The sequence below is a fragment of the Avibacterium sp. 20-126 genome (assembly GCF_044358625.1).
Classification (GTDB): domain Bacteria; phylum Pseudomonadota; class Gammaproteobacteria; order Enterobacterales; family Pasteurellaceae; genus Avibacterium.
On record NZ_CP091457.1, the window covers coordinates 1,199,441 to 1,216,078 of the forward strand.

The 16,638-nt window shown below is 40.2% G+C and carries 14 protein-coding genes and 1 riboswitch; of the genes, 8 read left to right on the plus strand and 6 right to left on the minus strand.

The annotated features are described in order from the left end of the window. The first annotated feature begins 85 nt into the window (after positions 1 to 85). Entirely contained in the window at positions 86 to 1,036 is a 951-nt protein-coding gene (locus L4F91_RS05520; protein WP_250350178.1) for an L-lactate dehydrogenase, read from the plus strand. A 78-nt stretch (positions 1,037 to 1,114) separates the two neighbouring features. On the opposite strand, the gene ilvN is transcribed toward L4F91_RS05520, so the two are convergent. The 3 genes from ilvN to L4F91_RS05535 form a co-directional block, all read right to left on the minus strand. Next, positions 1,115 to 1,606 (minus strand): acetolactate synthase small subunit, encoded by a 492-nt coding sequence (ilvN, locus tag L4F91_RS05525; RefSeq protein WP_250350177.1) that lies wholly within the window; start codon positions 1,604 to 1,606, stop codon positions 1,115 to 1,117. Continuing rightward, positions 1,606 to 3,324, minus strand: a complete 1,719-nt coding sequence (locus L4F91_RS05530) for an acetolactate synthase 3 large subunit (RefSeq protein WP_265761872.1) — start codon at positions 3,322 to 3,324, stop codon at positions 1,606 to 1,608. Before L4F91_RS05530 ends, ilvN begins: the two co-directional genes overlap by 1 nt. Positions 3,325 to 3,590: 266 nt before the next feature. Then, the gene (locus tag L4F91_RS05535; RefSeq protein ID WP_265761871.1) at positions 3,591 to 5,114 is read right to left on the minus strand and encodes a Na+/H+ antiporter NhaC family protein; all 1,524 of its coding nucleotides are present in this window, start codon (positions 5,112 to 5,114) and stop codon (positions 3,591 to 3,593) included. Between the two features lie 96 nt (positions 5,115 to 5,210). Continuing rightward, positions 5,211 to 5,386: riboswitch (Lysine riboswitch) on the minus strand. Positions 5,387 to 5,662: 276 nt separating this feature from the next. Here L4F91_RS05535 and L4F91_RS05540 point away from each other — a divergent pair. Next, a complete protein-coding gene (locus L4F91_RS05540; RefSeq protein ID WP_395895250.1) occupies positions 5,663 to 6,067 on the plus strand; it encodes an H-NS family nucleoid-associated regulatory protein in 405 nt (134 codons plus the stop codon). Between the two features lie 76 nt (positions 6,068 to 6,143). Beyond that, on the plus strand, positions 6,144 to 6,980 hold the full coding sequence (gene purU / locus L4F91_RS05545; protein WP_250350173.1) for a formyltetrahydrofolate deformylase: 837 nt from the start codon (positions 6,144 to 6,146) through the stop codon (positions 6,978 to 6,980). A 42-nt stretch (positions 6,981 to 7,022) separates the two neighbouring features. Here purU and L4F91_RS05550 read toward each other — a convergent pair whose 3' ends face one another. After that, the gene (locus L4F91_RS05550; protein ID WP_250350172.1) at positions 7,023 to 9,137 is read right to left on the minus strand and encodes a TonB-dependent siderophore receptor; all 2,115 of its coding nucleotides are present in this window, start codon (positions 9,135 to 9,137) and stop codon (positions 7,023 to 7,025) included. 146 nt (positions 9,138 to 9,283) lie between these two features. Between L4F91_RS05550 and L4F91_RS05555 the strand changes: the two genes are divergently transcribed. Next, a complete protein-coding gene (locus L4F91_RS05555) occupies positions 9,284 to 9,796 on the plus strand; it encodes a PepSY-associated TM helix domain-containing protein (protein ID WP_250350171.1) in 513 nt (170 codons plus the stop codon). A 47-nt stretch (positions 9,797 to 9,843) separates the two neighbouring features. Here the strand turns inward: L4F91_RS05555 and hemA are convergent, their stop codons facing one another. Both hemA and gloB read right to left on the minus strand, forming a co-directional pair. Next, a complete protein-coding gene (hemA, locus tag L4F91_RS05560; RefSeq protein WP_250350170.1) occupies positions 9,844 to 11,148 on the minus strand; it encodes a glutamyl-tRNA reductase in 1,305 nt (434 codons plus the stop codon). Between the two features lie 147 nt (positions 11,149 to 11,295). Continuing rightward, positions 11,296 to 11,997 (minus strand): hydroxyacylglutathione hydrolase, encoded by a 702-nt coding sequence (gene gloB / locus L4F91_RS05565; protein ID WP_250350169.1) that lies wholly within the window; start codon positions 11,995 to 11,997, stop codon positions 11,296 to 11,298. Between the two features lie 17 nt (positions 11,998 to 12,014). Between gloB and L4F91_RS05570 the strand changes: the two genes are divergently transcribed. The 4 genes from L4F91_RS05570 (at position 12,015) to nrdB (ending at position 16,500) form a co-directional block, all read left to right on the plus strand. Then, positions 12,015 to 12,746 (plus strand): class I SAM-dependent methyltransferase, encoded by a 732-nt coding sequence (locus L4F91_RS05570; protein WP_250350168.1) that lies wholly within the window; start codon positions 12,015 to 12,017, stop codon positions 12,744 to 12,746. Positions 12,747 to 12,880: 134 nt separating this feature from the next. After that, the gene (gene ycaO / locus L4F91_RS05575; RefSeq protein ID WP_250350167.1) at positions 12,881 to 14,650 is read left to right on the plus strand and encodes a 30S ribosomal protein S12 methylthiotransferase accessory factor YcaO; all 1,770 of its coding nucleotides are present in this window, start codon (positions 12,881 to 12,883) and stop codon (positions 14,648 to 14,650) included. A gap of 134 nt (positions 14,651 to 14,784) precedes the next feature. After that, positions 14,785 to 15,207: a YhcB family protein gene (locus tag L4F91_RS05580; RefSeq protein WP_250350166.1), complete on the plus strand. Its 423-nt coding sequence runs from the start codon at positions 14,785 to 14,787 to the stop codon at positions 15,205 to 15,207. Positions 15,208 to 15,369: 162 nt separating this feature from the next. Then, on the plus strand, positions 15,370 to 16,500 hold the full coding sequence (nrdB, locus tag L4F91_RS05585; RefSeq protein WP_250350165.1) for a class Ia ribonucleoside-diphosphate reductase subunit beta: 1,131 nt from the start codon (positions 15,370 to 15,372) through the stop codon (positions 16,498 to 16,500). Positions 16,501 to 16,638: the final 138 nt, after the last annotated feature.

Here is a 16,638-nt window from a genome sequence, read left to right on the forward strand (position 1 = left end):
CAACCATTGAGCAAGAGAAAGAGATAAAGTAAGATTAACGCCTTTTTGAAAACAACCTAACACATAATAAATACAGGAAAACACAATGAAAGTTTCAATTATTGGCGCAGGCGCAGTGGGCGTAGGCATTTGTAATTATCTTCTTACAATGGGTGAATGCCAAGAAGTGGTCTTGGTTGATCTGAATAAAGAACGTACCCGTGGCGAACAATTGGATTTCAGCCATACCAGTGCGTTAACTTTCGCGAAAAATACCAAAATTATTGCGGGAGAATATGAAGACACGCGTGATAGCGATGTGGTGGTGATCACGGCAGGTGCGCAAATTAAAGTGGGACAAGATCGCTTAGAAATCGGTCATATTAATGCCAAAATCGCCGTGGATATTGCCCGCCAATTAGAACACTATACCCCAAACGCGATTCTCATTGTGGTGACCAATCCCTGTGATATTCTGACCCATTTTATTATTCGTAACACCAACTTCCCCGCACACCGTGTGATTAGTGCTGGTTGTGTAGTGGATACGGCGCGAATGATGAAAATTATTGCTGATAAAGTCAAAATCGATCCGAAAAACGTGTTCGGTTATGTAATGGGGGAACACGGTGCAAATAGTTTTATTCCTTGGAGTATCGTGAATATTGCTGGGCAAAAAATTGATGATTTTTGTCAGCAAAATGATGTGCCAATGCTCGACCCTCAAGAACTGCTCAACGCAACCAAAGCCATTGGTTTGGAGGTATTCAGTTTAAAACTCAACACCAACCACGCCATTGCTGCTAGCGTGTTCCGTATTATTCGAGCGATTAGTATTAATGAATATTCTGTGTTGCCCGTTGGCACGATGCTCAATGGTGAATACGGTTTACAGGATGTGGTGATCAATGTGCCGATGGTTATTAGTAATAACGGCGTAGAACACATTTTGAAATACAAACTTCCTGCCAATGAACTTGAGCAACTTCACCAATGTGCCAACGCTTTACGCCAAGTGGTCGAAAAAGTGGCTGAAAGCACAGGGTTGAATTGTTAATGATAGATCAAGAGGATTGATCAAAAAAGTGCGGAAAAAACCACCGCACTTTCTTTTTGTTGCTTTTTACTAGGTTTCCTATAAGCAATTTTTCTCGCCGCGAGATAAGCTAATCAACCCTGAGCGAACAATTTCAATCAATGCACTTTCTTCTTTTAATGCTTTCACGAAAGCATCAAGTTTATCTTTCGTTCCCACAAGTTGAATGGTGTAAGATTTGGTGGTAACGTCCACAATTTGTCCACGGAAGATTTCCGCTAAACGTTTTAACTCATCACGGGAACTGCCTTGCGCACGCACTTTCACCAACATTACTTCACGCTCAACGTGTTCGCAATCACTTAGGCTTATCACTTTAAACACGTCCACCAATTTATGCAGTTGCTTTTCAATTTGCTCCAGCACTTGCTCATCGCCGTAAGCCTCAATGGTCATACGAGAAAGAGTGGGATCATCAGTAGGTGCAACAGTCAAACTTTCAATATTAAAGGCTCGTTGAGAAAACAAGCCAACCACGCGGGATAACGCCCCCGATTCATTTTCTAATAATACTGATAAAATTCTACGCATTAGGCTTTCTCCGGTTTGGTTAAAATCATTTCGTTCATTGCGCCACCACGCACTTGCATTGGATAAACGTGTTCGGTTTCATCGACTTTAATATCAACAAACACTAATTTATCTTTAATGGCAAAGGCTTGTGTCAATTTCTCTTCCAATTCCTCTGGCTGATCAATTTGGATACCGACGTGTCCGTAAGATTCTGCCAACTTCACGAAATCAGGCAACGAGTTCATATAAGATTGTGAATGGCGACCTGAATAAATTAAATCTTGCCATTGTTTCACCATACCTAAAAAGCGATTGTTTAGGCTAATAATTACCACTGGAATGCCATATTGTTGTGCGGTGGAAAGCTCTTGAATATTCATTTGAATACTGCCATCTCCGGTTACGCAAACCACCGTTGCTTCTGGATGAGCCAATTTCACGCCTAATGCCGCAGGTAAGCCAAAGCCCATTGTGCCAAGCCCACCAGAGTTGATCCAATGACGAGGTTCATCAAAAGGATAATGCAGGGCGGCAAACATTTGGTGTTGTCCCACATCAGACGCCACATAAGCCTCCCCCTTAGTTAAGCGATAGACGGTTTCAATCACTTGCTGTGGTTTAATCACGCCACTATGACGATCAAAATCTAAGCACTTCACCGCTTTCCACTCATCAATTTGTTTCCACCAATCAGTTAGATCGGCTTGAGATTTCGCTAAATTATCTTCTTCCAATAAGGCTAATATTTCTTGTAATACATTTTCTGCACTGCCTACAATGGGAATCGCGGCGGGAACATTTTTAGAAATAGACGTTGGATCAATGTCAATATGCACAACTTTTGCATTCGGGCAATATTTCGCCAGATTATTGGTGGTACGGTCATCAAAACGTACACCAATAGCAAAAATCAAATCACTGTGATGCATCGCATTATTCGCTTCGTATGTACCGTGCATTCCTAGCATACCTAAGAATTGTTTATCTGTACTTGGAAATGCGCCTAATCCCATTAAAGAAGAGGTAACCGGCAAATTCAACTGTTTAGCAAATTGAGTAATTTGTTCACTGCAATTTGCGGTGATCGCTCCGCCACCAAGGAAAAGCACTGGTTTTTTTGCAACGAGTAAGGCTTTCAAGGCTTTTTTAATCTGCCCTTTATGCCCTTGTACCGTAGGATTATAAGAACGCAAGTGAATTTCTTGCGGATAAGTATAAGTATATTTATTTGCAGGGTTTACCACATCTTTCGGTAAATCAATCACCACAGGACCGGGGCGACCGGTGGAAGCAATATAAAAGGCTTTTTTAATAATTTCAGGCAAATCTTCTGCACGTTTAACTAAAAAACTATGTTTCACCACAGGGCGCGAGATCCCAACCATATCGCATTCTTGGAAAGCATCACTCCCGATCAAACCTGACATCACTTGTCCTGAGATCACCACCAAAGGCACTGAATCCATATACGCGGTTGCAATGCCCGTAATCGCATTGGTTGCGCCCGGGCCTGATGTTACTAACACGCACCCCACTTCCCCTGTGGAACGTGCATAGCCGTCTGCCATATGTACAGCGGCTTGTTCGTGACGAACCAAAATATGCTCAATGCCACCTAGCGTGTGAATGGCATCATAAATATCTAACACCGAGCCACCGGGGTAGCCAAACACAAATTTTACGCCCTGATCACGCAAGGATTGCACAACCATTTCCGCACCTGATAATTTCTTCATTGTTACCTCGCAAAAATTTACGGAATTTCCACCGCACTTCTGTTTTTCATTAACGATGATTATTTGTAACGGATTGAGGCTAGCTTGTCTAGCAAGATTTTAGTGGATAAGCAGAAACAGAGAAGAATAAAACACCAAAAATTCCAAAATCACAACATTTTATAAAACAAAACCCAATAAAAAATAAAAAAATGCGACAATATGCCGCATTTTATAAAATAGACGAAATAAAATTTTATTTCTTGTTTTGTGATCAAGATCACATTTTAACGTCTTTTAAACAAGAAGATTAATGCCACTAAGGTGATTGCTGTCGCAATAAAGCCAAAGATCCCTGATGCTGTGTAACCCACCACAAGATAGCCCACAATGGTTGCGGCGGCTAAGGTTAAAGCATAAGGTAACTGCGTCGTAACGTGATCCATATGGTTACATTTTGCCCCAGTGGAAGACAAAATTGTGGTATCCGAAACAGGCGAACAGTGATCACCGCAGACTGCACCAGCCATTACGGCTGAAAGACAAGGCAACATTAATTCTGGCGCTGCATTTGCGGCAATCGCGGCAGCAATTGGCAACATAATTCCGAATGTTCCCCAACTTGTTCCCGTTGAAAATGCCATTACAGAACCTAATATGAATAATAATGCGGGCAACACTGCCACAGGTAAGTTACCCGAAACAAGGCTAGATAAATAGGTCCCCGTTTTCATATCGCCAACAACATTGTTGATTGTCCAAGCGAAGAATAAAATTAAAATCGCACCAAGCATTGATTTCACCCCAACGACCCAAGATTTTGCGTATTCCGCAACACTCACTTGGCGATCAATCAAAATGCAAAGCGTCGCAACAATGACCGAAGCACAGCCGCCAACCACAAGAGAAATCCCTACGGTGGTATTTTCAAACGCTCCTAACAAAGAAAACGGTTTTCCTTCTGCGGCAAGGGCTTCATTTCCTGTGTGCAACATCATAAATACTGTTGCGCCAATTAACGTAATAATTGGTAAGATCAAGTTACGAACGTGGCCTTTTACCCCCACTTGCTCATCTTGCTCTTCTTCTACTCTCTCAAGAGCGAGCTTTTCGTGCCTTGCCATTGAGCCAATATCAAAGGAAAAATACGCGACAAAGAACACCATTAAAATGGAGAAAATCGCATAGAAATTCATCGCGCTCATTGCCATAAATGCACCAATTGGGGTGTAATCGGTAATCGCATAGGTCGCCAACAAGCCAGAAATTAAGGTAATGATATAAGCCCCCCAACTGGAAACAGGCATAATCACACACATTGGCGCAGCCGTGGAATCCAAGATATACGCCAATTTCGCACGCGAAACATTAAATTTATCCGTAACAGGACGAGCAATCGCGCCCACCGCAAGGCTATGGAAATAATCGTCAATAAAGGTAACAAACACCAAGGAAGCTGCCATTAATTTTGCGCCTCGACGATTTTTAATCCGCTTTTGCGCCCATTCAGCAAAAGCACGATTACTGCCTGACACCGTTAAGAGTGCGGTTAAAATGCCTAATAGTAATAAGAATAAAATGATGTTGATGGTATCAAAATTCCACCCATCATCACCATACACTAAAGATTGCACCGTATTCTTTAAATAAATGGCTGCGTTTGTAATGTTGAAATCCGCCAACATTAACGAGCCAATTAAGATACCAATGCTTAAAGATAAAATGACTTTACGCGTAAAAATCGCCAATAATAAGGCTAACAGGGGCGGGACAACCGACCAAATTGATGTGGAATAATCTAACAGTTCCATTATTGTTCTACCTAAGAATAAGGGAGAACCACTGAAGTTTACTATTTTAAAGAAAGGTAAAAATTTAAAATAAAAAGGCAGGCACAATTGCCCAACCTAACCAGTAGCGCTCCATAGTGATAAAAAAGACTATGACAGTAACGTTTCTTTCGAAAACGCTCCCAACCAATTAAAACGACTTTTAATTGATTTCGGCAACTATTCCTTTCCTTTTTCCTCATCGTTATCCACTCAGAAAAAATACTTATAATAGTTGCTCCTCTACATAAGTAGGATCTCGCAAAGATTACAATAAGCAACAAAAAATGCAAGCATTATCCATAAAAAAGCGATCACTTTTTCATTAACTCCCACTTAATACGACGCAAAGGATTGCGTTATAAAAAAATGAAATTGAGACAAAAAATTTGGAAAAATAATACCGCACTTTTATAAAGGAAATAAAGCACATTCAATATTAAATAACATTCTCTATTTACCTAGAATAATATTTTCGTTATTATATCGGCGTTCTTATTAATTTAATATTATGATTTAGGAGAAGTAAAATGAGTGATTTATTAAAATCATTAAGAAATATTCGTAGTTTACGCGCTGTTGCAAAAAATCTAAATGTAGAACATTTAGAAGAAATCTTAGAAAAAGTCAAAACAGTTCTTGAAGAAAAACGTCAAGAAGTCGCACAAGCTGCACAGCAAGAAGCAGAAAGACTAAAAGCACTTGCAGAAGTACATCAATTTTTAAAAGAAAAAGGGATTGCGCCTGAAGATTTAATTACAGAGCAAACTGCTACCCCGAAAGCCGTACGTCAAAAACGTCCTACTCGTCCAGCTAAATATCAATATACTGACGAGAATGGCAATGTGAAAACTTGGACGGGTCAAGGCAGAACACCTTCTATTATTCAACGTGCCTTAGATGCTGGAAAATCATTATCTGATTTTGAACTTTAATTTATAAAAAAGTAAAGCTTATTGGCTTTACTTTTTTTTTCATCTCAAAAACCTGATCCCATACAATATTATGATTATGCGAGAAAATAAAATTCTGCTAACTGATTGCCCTGATGATAAAGGGCTTATTTCAAAAATAACCAATATTTGTTATAAACATCAACTCAACATTATTCATAACAATGAGTTCGTGGATTTTGAAACAAAACATTTCTTTATGCGTACCGAATTGGAAGGTATTTTCAATGATGAAACCTTGCTTGCCGATTTAACCTTTAATCTGCCAGCGGGAACAAATTGTCAATTAATAAGTAAAAAAAGAAAACGTATTGTTATTTTAGTGACCAAAGAAGCCCATTGTCTTGGCGATCTTTTAATGAAAAATTACTACGGTGGTTTAGATGTTGAAATTGCCGCTGTAATTGGCAATCACGATAACTTAAAATGTTTAGTAGAACGTTTTGATATTCCTTTCCATTGTATTAGCCACGAAGGATTAACACGCGTTGAACACGATAAATTATTAGCGGAAAAAATCGATCAATATTCGCCAGATTATATTGTGTTAGCAAAATATATGCGGGTATTAAACCCTGAATTTGTCGCCCGTTATCCAAACCGAGTGATTAATATCCACCACTCTTTCTTGCCAGCATTTATTGGCGCAAGACCTTATCATCAAGCTTATGCACGTGGCGTAAAAATCATTGGTGCAACCGCGCATTTCATCAATAATGAATTAGATGAAGGTCCAATTATTATGCAAAATGTCATTAACGTGGATCATACATACAGCGCCGAAGCAATGATGCACGCAGGACGTGATGTAGAAAAAACTGTCCTCACCAAAGCCTTAGAGCTTGCCTTACAAGATCGGATTTTTGTTTATAAAAATAAAACAATTATTCTCTAAAAATAATGCGGTGAGCCATCAGCACCGCATTGATTTGATTAATTAAAAGGTATAAGTCAAACGTAAATTAAAGGAACGCGGATTACCGGGCATTGCATCGGAACGCCAATAAGCTTTATTAAATAAATTCGACACAGCCAAGGTAATATTGACAGGATTCAAATTATACCCCACCATCGCATCAACACGAGTAAAACTTGGTAGAATAGTTTGTTTATTGTTATTGAAATAATAGCGTTTTCCTAAGTGCGTTATCCCTGTTTCTAAATAGAATTTTTCTGTTGGCACATAACGCACAAACAGGTTACTTGTGAAATTGCCGGTATTATTCAAAGTGCGGTTGTTATTTTGCGGATGTTGTTTATCTTCCTTAATTTTTGCTACCATCCAGCCTACTGAAGAACGGATATACCATTTCGGTGCAAGCTGCCCTAATAGGCTTAATTCCACACCTTTAGATTGATCTTTTCCACGCACAGCCCAAACATCAAGAACATCTTTATTAGGACGATAACGAATATTACGGCGTTCTAATTGATAAGCAGATAAGGTTGTACTTAAGGTTTTATCAAACCAATCGCTCTTAATGCCCACCTCATATTGTTGATTATATTCTGGTGAGGCATTAAATACGTCTTTTTGATCCGTGCTAATCCCTAAATAACCACGCCCTCCATAAGGTGAGAAACTGCGATTAAACGATGCGTAAAGCGTATGTTCTGGTGTAACCTCCCATACAACGCCTACATTCGGGCTGAAAGAATGCCCTTTTGTATCACGGCGTTCTTGCTTAATATTTATAGAGTTAAAACGATAAAAATCGTAACGCCCGCCTAGTAGCACTTTTAAGTTATCGGTTAATAAAATTAAATCCTGTACAAAAATACCTGTACTATACGCTTTATGGCGATTATCTACCGTAGCGTTTGGGTGCTGACGAGCCGGCCATTGATGTCGGCTGAGAAAAGGATCAATTTCTTGATTGCGCAAAACAGCCAAAATAGGGTGGCGTTCTTCCTGACTATAATCTAGCCCAATTGTTAGTTTATGTTTAAGACTAGCCATATCAAATTCACCATTAAAGGTAACATTATTGGTGAATGTTTTATTCCGTGTTTTTTGCCATGCATAGCTTTGCTTTAATTTTTTATCTGTTGCCGAATAAGTTCCTGCAAAATAATGATCAAAATCCTGATCTGCTTGACGATAAGCAAGCTGCCAATTTACTAGCCACTGATCATTAATAAAATATTTGAGATCCGAACGCCAAACTTGCAATTTATCATCGACATAATCCCCATCACGGAAAAAGCTATTTCGATAGCCTATTCCCATTTCATCATAAACAGATTTAGCCGGATTGCGATCTGGAATACGCCATTGATAATCGTAGGTATATTGCCCAACCCATTGCAGACGCCCATCATCACTTTGTAGGCTAATGCTTGGGGAAAACATTCTCCCTTTATTTCTTACCTCATAGCGATAAGCCTCTGCGGCAGACAGCTCACTAGTTAAACGCACTGCAACATTTTCGTTAATTTTTTGGTTCACATCTAAATTTAAACTACGACTATTCCAAGAACCATAGGTTACACCAATATTTCTGCGGGTTGTAAAATTAGCAAATTTACTGACCATATTGATCACGCCACCACCATTACTACGTCCATATAAAATTGACGATGGGCCTTTTAAAATCTCAACCCGTTCAATATTAGCAGTACTACGGCGAACTTGCCCGCTCTCACGAATCCCGTCACGATAAATATCACTCGCATCAGCCTGAAAACCACGCAAGTAAATATTTTCACCACGCATATCATAGGTGGCATCAATCCCTGCATTTCCCTCCAAAATAGAACTCAAATCATTAGTTCCATAATTTTTGTTTTTCTGAATGTTAATCACATCAACGGTCTGTGGCATTTCTTTGATCGTAAGAAGATTGCGTGTTGCCTGTGCTTCTTCATACCCCACATATCCCTTTGTGTTGGCAGTTTCCTGTGTGGTAACAACATCAATCGTTGGTAACACGGCCATATACTCTGTCGATGAAAAGATTTGCTCCGCATATAACACCTTGCTAGAACAAACACTTATAACTAAAAGTGCGGTGGTTTTTAAAGGAAAACTTAGAGGGCAAGCTGATTTCATAAATTAGAGCTCCTTATCTATTGAACAACAGCCACCTATTTTATTGATAATAATTATTAATTCAATAAATAATAATTATTTTCATTTACATAGTGAAGAAAATTTCTATATAATCACCGCATCTTTAACTTCCAGCCAACATACAAATGAGTAAAACAACAGCAAAATGGATGCGGATTTTGCACCGCTATTTTGGATTTTTATTATTAGTGATAATGTCGATTTATGCGTTTACTGGTATCGTTTTAATCTATCGAGATACCAACATTTTCAAACGTTCAGTCTATATAGAAAAAACCATTTCCCCTCAACTCAATGCGCAACAGCTTGGGCAGAAATTACGCATAAAAAATTTATCAATAACTGAAAAAAAAGGTGATGTGTTCTATTTTCAGCAAGGGGAATATCACCTCGAAACGGGTGAGGTAAAATATCACTCAATGGAATATCCAAGCTGGCTTGCTGAGCTTAACCGTCTACACTTAAGCAATTCACAATATCCCTATTCTTGGCTCACTACCCTCTTTGGCATTTCCCTACTTTTTTTCTGTGTGAGTTCTCTGTGGCTTATTCCGGGCTCAAGGAAAATGCTAAAACGTAGCTTATGGTTTATTCTGAGCGGGGCAATAATGGCGCTGGTTGTGATTTTGACTGATTAAAAAAGCAGGAAAACAACGTACGGTGCAAAATAAGGCAATGCTTCGCCTTATTTTTGTTTTGCTTGGATTTCTTGAGAAAATGCTTGTAAGCCTTGCGCGTTGCCTGATTTCACCATTGCTTGCATTGCTTGAGTTGGTGTGTGAATGAGTTTATTCGTGAGTTTATAGCTTAATTCTTGCAAAATTTGCTCCGCACTTTCTCCTTGCTGTAACGCACTCAACGCTTTTTCTAGCATTTCTTGGCGAGTTTGCTCCGCTTCTTCACGGTAGCGACGGATTAAATTAGAAAATTGATGCACCTTGAGCCATTCAAAAAAAGCGTGGTTTTCTTCATCAATAATTTGCTCAGCCTCGGCAGAAGCTTGTTCACGCTGGCTGAGATTGCGCTGAATGATATTTTGCAGATCATCCACCGTATAATGATAAACGCTTTCCACTTCCGCTGCGCTTTCCTCTACATCACGTGGCACGGCAATATCCACAATCAACATTGGATTATAACAACGCTTTTTCTGCGCTTGTTGTACCATTGTTTGGCTGATTAAGATCGTTGGGCTACCCGTTGAGCTAATCACAATATCGGCTTGATCTAATCCTACTTGAAGTTCATCTAACGCTAACACACGGATTTTCTGCGCGGACTCAAGTTTTTCCACCAGTTTTTCGGCACGAGCAAGAGTACGGTTGGCAATGGTTAGGCTTTTCACACCGTGGCGTAATAGATGACGGGCGACCAATTCAATGGTTTCCCCTGCCCCCACAAGCAAAATGTTGAGCTGACGTAGGCTATCAAAAATTTGACGGGCTAACGTACAAGCAGTGTATGCCACAGACACGGCATTTTCACCGATACGCGTTTCCGTACGTACACGCTTTGCCGTGGAAAAGGTTTTTTGGAATAAGCGAGAAAGCTGGCCAGAAATCGCCCCTTGATGTTGCTGATAATAATCCTCACTCAGCTGATAGGCTTGCTTCACTTGCCCTAAAATTTGCGGCTCACCCAATACAAGGGAATCCAATCCGCACGCCACACGCATTAAATGTTGCGTAGCAAACTGGTTTTGTTTGACATAAAGGCTGTGGTTGAGTTCTTCTTTGTCGATCTGATGAATTTCGCTCAGCCAGTCAATACATTGGCGCTGCCATTGGGCATCATCTTGTGGAGAAATGGCTTTATTATGAAAATACACTTCCGTGCGGTTGCAGGTGGACAAAATCACAGCGCTGTCTGCCAAAGCAGCTTGCTCGATTTGTTGCAATGCCTGCTGACGTTTCTCATCAGAAAACGCCACCTTTTCACGCAATGCCACAGAAGCGGTTTTATGGTTAATGCCTAAAACAAGAATTGTCATAAATTAATTGAAATTTGACCGCACTTTCGGTCAAGCCCCCACAAAATAAAAAGAAAGAAAATAAAAACTTGCTCATTCTAAGCAATTATTTGCCATTGAGCAAATAGGATTGCCCTTTCGTAGCGAAAAGCAAAATTTTTGTTCAATTTACTGCTGATCTTTTAATTTTCGCCATTGGGTAAATTGCGCCAAATTTTCTGCTTGTAAGAAAGGATTAATCTGTTTTTCTAGCCCCAAGGTGGTGGGTAAGCTTGGTTGGTGCTGTTGGCGTAAAACGGCAATTTTCGCCACATAATCTGTCAAAAATGCCGATTTTGGCAACACTTTCTCAGCAAATTTTAAATTGCTTAAGGTATATTCGTGCGCAGGGCAAACAATGGTGCTATCAGGCAAGGCTTTGAGCCGTTGGAGCGAATCAAACATTTGTGCGTAATTCCCTGTAAACACGCGTCCGCAACCGCCTGAAAATAAGGTATCACCACAGAATAAATGGCCGTCCACCACAAAACTCACGTGATTTTCCGTGTGGCCGCCCGAGGGCAGCACTTGGATTTGATAATGCGTGGTGCGAATTTCCCCTTCATTAATGATTTGCGTTGCACCCAAGTCTGCAGTTTCTTGTGGGCCAAACACAGGGACATTAGGATAATGCTGTTTAAATTCTGCCAAGCCGCCAACGTGATCTTGATGCTTATGGGTAAGTAGCACCGCTTCCACTTCAAGCTGATGTTGCTGTAAATAAGCAAGCAAAGGCGCGCTTTCTGCGATGTCGATCACAATTACAGGTAAATTTTCTCGTGCATACAGCCAAATATAGTTATCATCAAGGGCAGGAATGGGTACTAACATATTGATCCTTATTAAAAATGAAGTGGAATATTCTAAACAATGCGCAAATAGAAACACCGCTAAGCTGGCAACAGGTGCCACAAGGTGCGCGCTATTGTAGCCTAATTCAGCAATATTTAACAAAGCACTTTGCACAAATTTCGGGAGATTATTGTCTCAAATTGGGTGCGTTAAGTGGCGAAGTGGCGTATTATCCTTGCGATCAACAAATTATTGTGAGCGAAAAAATTCCGCAAAATTTGACCGCACTTTCACAATGCCCACACATCGATTTAGTGCAAGCTCAAGCCACGGCGCTACCTTTTATTGATGAATGTTTCTCTGCCTGCTTGCTTGCGCACGGCTTGCATTTCACCGCTGATCCGCACCAAGTGTTACGCGAAATTACGCGCACGCTCAACCAAGAAGGGATCTTATTTCTTTCCTTATTTAATCCGCTCAGTCTGTTTTCCCTTAAACAACATTTGCCTTTTGGCACAAATAAATTGCCGTTTCACCCTTATTTTGCCACTAGGATTGTGGATTGGCTAAGCCTGCTCAATTTCGATCTGCTTGATCAGCAATGCTTATCCTTGCAAGGGAAACCCCATTATTTTGGCGAAATAATGATCATTGTGGCACAAAAGCGCACGTTTCCAATGACCTTAAATCCCCAAACATCGCCCTTTTCCCCTGTTCTCAACCCTGCCAATGCGTTTCGCCAAGCTGCCAAAGCGGAAAGGCTTATCAAAAACAACTCATTGAAATAACAAGCTGGTTTTGCTTTTTAACAGGATTTCCCCTTGCTGAATAGGTGAAACTTGCCTATTATGCACGGCTCAATATGATTAGCCCCTTAGATAATACAAAATAACGGATAATACGAAATAACGGAGAACACGAAATGACCGAACAAACCTTTATTCCCGGCAAAGACGCCGCACTTGAAGATAGCATTGCAAAATTTCAGCAAAAATTGACCGCACTTGGTTTCGATATTGAAGAAGCCTCGTGGCTCAATCCCGTGCCGAATGTTTGGTCTGTGCATATTCGTGATAAAGATTGTCCGCAATGCTTCACTAACGGTAAAGGGGCGAGCAAAAAAGCGGCGCTGGCTTCTGCCTTAGGGGAATATTTTGAACGTCTTTCCACCAACTATTTCTTTGCCGATTATTACCTTGGGCAAGATCTCGCCAATGCGCCTTTTGTGCATTATCCCAATGAAAAATGGTTTGAAATTGAAGATGAAACCGAACTGCCTGAGGGCATTTTAGATGAGCATTTATTGGCTTATTATGATCCCAATGGCGAATTGACGCCAGATTTATTGATCGATCTCCAATCGGGCAATGCAGAACGTGGCATTGTGGCAATGCCTTATGTACGTCAATCAGATAACCAGACGGTGTATATTCCACAAAGCATTATCGCCAACCTTTATGTTTCCAATGGAATGTCCGCAGGCAACAGCTTGTTTGAAGCGCGTGTGCAAGGGCTTTCAGAAGTGTTTGAGCGTTATGTCAAAAATAAAATCATTGCAGAGGCCATTAGCTTGCCGCTTATTCCACAAGATGTAATGCAGCGCTACCCTGCGGTGCAAGAAGCCATTGCAACCCTTGAGCAAGAAGGCTTTCCAATTCTCGCTTATGATGCGTCCTTAGGGGGGAAATATCCTGTAATCTGTGTGGTGTTGCTCAATCCACAAAATGGCACTTGCTTTGCCTCTTTCGGCGCACACCCTAATTTTGGCGTGGCATTGGAGCGCACGGTAACTGAATTATTACAAGGCCGCAGCTTGAAAGATCTTGATGTATTCACGCCGCCTTCTTTCAATAATGATGATGTGGCAGAACACGCCAATTTGGAAACGCATTTTATTGATTCAAGCGGTTTAATTTCTTGGGATTTATTTAAACAGGAGAGCGATTATCCTTTTGTGGACTGGGATTTTTCTGGCACAACGGAGCAAGAATATCAAAATCTGATGGCAATTTTCCAAGCGCTCAATCAGGAAGTCTATATTATGGATTATCAGCATCTCGGCGTTTACGCTTGCCGCATTATTGTGCCGGGAATGTCGGATATTTATCCAGCGGACGATTTAATCTACGCCAATAACAATATGGGAATGGATTGGCGCGAAATCTTGCTTGATCTGCCCCATTTCCATCACGATCAAGATACTTATCAAGAATTACTTGATGAGCTTGATGAACAAGGCATTGACGATGCTACCCGCGTGCGTGAGTTTATTGGCATCGTGCCACCGCCAAAATCAGGCTGGACAACCCTGCGTATTGGTGAACTCAAAGCAATGCTCTATCTTGCTACACAAGATTTAGAAAATGCCTTAGATTGGGCAAACTGGACGCTGAATATGAATCAATCGGTATTCACACCAGAACGCGTGAATTATTACCGCTGTTTAGTCAATAGCCTAGAATTATTCCTTGATGAAAACCGCGATCCCGCTCAATATCGTGCCGTATTTGAGAAAATGTATGGCAAAAGTGCGGTGGAATTAGCTTGGAATGCCATTCAAGGCGACAATCCGTTCTATGATTTATTGGCTGATGATGAGCATTTACAACAATTCCACGCGCATCAAAAATTACTCAACGCCTATCATAAATTGCAAAAAGCCAAAACAGACTACTGGCAAAGTGCGGTTTAAGATAAAATAGAAAATAAGGCGTGCAACCGCCGCCTTATTTATCCAATGTATTTTTTTGTGATCTGTGCCAAAGAAATAAATTGAAATTAAGGTTATGATACAAAAGGTTCTTTTCTTACCATAAGGAGTTTTTTATGCAAAATTGGACACCCGAAATGTGGCAACCTGCCCTAATTGGTTTAGTAGTAGGTTTTGTCCTCGCTTATTTATTATTACGCTTTACTAAGGATTCAGTGAAAAAACAAGTGAAAACGGAAGCTGAATTACAAAAAGTAAAATCCGAATTGGATCAACAAAAACAACATTTGGAAAAACATTTTTCTGAAAGTGCAGATTTATTGAAAACCCTCGCACAGGATTATCAAAAACTGTATCAACATTTAGCAACCTCTTCTGTTCAGCTATTGCCTCAATTAGAAAATAAATCATTATTTGAAAACCAACTCGAACAGAAAAAGCCAGAAGAAATCACCACAGAAACCGAAAACAGCTCTGAAGAAAATGCCCCAAGAGATTATTCTGAAGGATCTTCAGGTATCTTAAAAGCCGAAAAATAGCCCTTAATGATTTCCTAACCCTTTGAAAAACGGTGAGTTTTAAAACAACTCGCCGTTTTTATTGTTCGCTAATTTCAAGAATATATAAAACCCATTAAACGAATCAGATTTTTAGTGTAAAATACGAGCCATTCTCAATTAAAAAGATGTAAGGATAATTCTATGGCATACACCACTTTCTCACAAACCAAAAACGATCAGCTCAAAGAACCAATGTTCTTCGGACAAAATGTCAACGTTGCACGTTATGATCAACAAAAATACGAAACCTTTGAAAAACTGATTGAAAAACAACTTTCTTTCTTCTGGCGTCCAGAAGAAGTGGACGTGTCTCAAGATCGCATTGACTATGCTGCACTGCCTGAACACGAAAAACATATTTTTATCAGTAACTTAAAATATCAAACCCTGCTTGATTCTATTCAAGGTCGTAGCCCAAATGTGGCGTTATTACCATTGGTGTCTATTCCTGAACTCGAAACCTGGATCGAAACTTGGACATTCTCTGAAACCATTCACAGCCGCTCATATACGCATATTATTCGTAATATCGTCAATGATCCGTCCATCGTTTTTGATGATATTGTAACTAACGAAGAAATCATCAAACGCGCAAAAGATATTTCTGCCTATTACGATGATTTAATCCGCGATAGCCAGCTTTACGGCCTTTATGGTGAAGGTACTTACACAGTAGATGGCAAAGAATGCGTGGTTAGCTTGCGTAATTTGAAAAAACAACTTTACCTTTGCCTAATGAGCGTAAATGCCTTAGAAGCGATCCGTTTCTATGTCTCTTTCGCCTGTTCTTTCGCCTTTGCGGAACGCAAACTGATGGAAGGAAATGCCAAAATCATTAAATTTATCGCACGTGATGAGGCCTTACATTTAACAGGCACACAGCACATTCTAAATATTATGGCAGCAGGACAAGATGATCCCGAAATGGCTGAAATCGCTGAGGAATGTAAACAAGAGGCTTATGAATTATTCCTCGCCGCCGCCGAACAAGAAAAAGAATGGGCTGATTATTTATTTAAAGACGGCTCAATGATCGGCTTAAATAAAGATATTCTAGTACAATATGTGGAATATATTACCAATATTCGTATGCAAGCCGTTGGCTTACCCTTACCTTTTGAGGCGCGTTCCAATCCAATCCCTTGGATCAATGCGTGGTTGGTGTCTGACAATGTACAAGTTGCTCCACAAGAAGTGGAAGTAAGCTCTTATCTCGTGGGTCAAATTGATGCTAAGGTTGATACCAGCGATTTTGGTGATTTTGATTTATAAGGATTTTGCAAAAATCTAGGGCTAATCTAGGGTATGTCGCTATTTGCATAATCTGGCTAAACATAGACAGAATCCCCACAAAACAAGACAAATTATACAGAGAATAGCTGGAATATTCTCAAACCAATTAAAAAAGTT